1 protein-coding gene and 1 pseudogene are annotated in these 835 nt (G+C 70.1%); both read left to right on the top strand.

Translation table 11 applies throughout. The features are described 5' to 3' along the window. Window positions 1–373, top strand: a 373-nt coding sequence (locus tag PUR56_RS00445; RefSeq protein ID WP_329947366.1) for a PhoH family protein, incomplete at its 5' end; no start/stop codon positions are given. 165 nt (window positions 374–538) lie between these two features. Next, window positions 539–835 (top strand): annotated as a pseudogene (locus PUR56_RS00440) (proteasome ATPase); the annotation flags it as partial.

Below are 835 nucleotides of genomic sequence, written 5' to 3'. Positions count from 1 at the left end.
CACGCTCTCGGCCGTCACCACCCCGGACGTGATCGAGGAGATCATCTCCCGGGGGATGCTGGAGGTCCTGCCGCTGACCCACATCCGGGGGCGTTCCCTGCACGACGCCTTCGTGATCGTGGACGAGGCGCAGTCGCTGGAACGCAACGTCCTGCTCACCGTGCTCTCCCGGATCGGCCAGGGCTCGCGGGTGGTCCTCACCCACGACGTCGCGCAGCGCGACAACCTCCGGGTCGGCCGCCACGACGGCGTCGTCGCCGTCGTCGAGAAGCTCAAGGGCCACCCGCTCTTCGCCCACATCACCCTCACCCGCTCCGAACGCTCACCGATCGCGGCCCTCGTCACCGACATGCTGGAAGGCCCCGAGAACTGAGCGGACGCCCCCTCCCCCGCCGCCCGGCTGGGGTCCCGGCTCCGCCGCACGCCACCGCATCCGACCACGCCAACCCGCAACCCCATCGAGGAGGTGAGGACCGTGACAGTGGACCGCAACGCGCACATCCGCCGTACCGCCTCTCCGTACACCCCGCCGAAGGCCGCCGAGGAGCGGATCGTCGAGCTCCAGACCAACCTGGCCGGCGTGACCGCGCAGAACAGACGGCTCGCCTCCGCCCTGCGAGAGGCCCGCGACCAGATCGTGGCCCTCAAGGAGGAAGTGGACCGGCTGGCACAGCCCCCGGCCGGATTCGGTGTCTTCCTCAGCCAGAACGAGGACGGCACCGCCGACATCTTCACCGGTGGCCGCAAGCTCCGCGTGAACGTCAGCCCCAACGTCGAGCTCGACGAGCTGCGGCGCGGCCAGGAAGTGATGCTCAACGAGGCCCTCAACATCGTG

It is taken from the genome of Streptomyces sp. BE303, assembly GCF_036290945.1.
GTDB lineage: Bacteria > Actinomycetota > Actinomycetes > Streptomycetales > Streptomycetaceae > Kitasatospora.
This window is presented reverse-complemented; position numbering and strand designations above follow the sequence as displayed.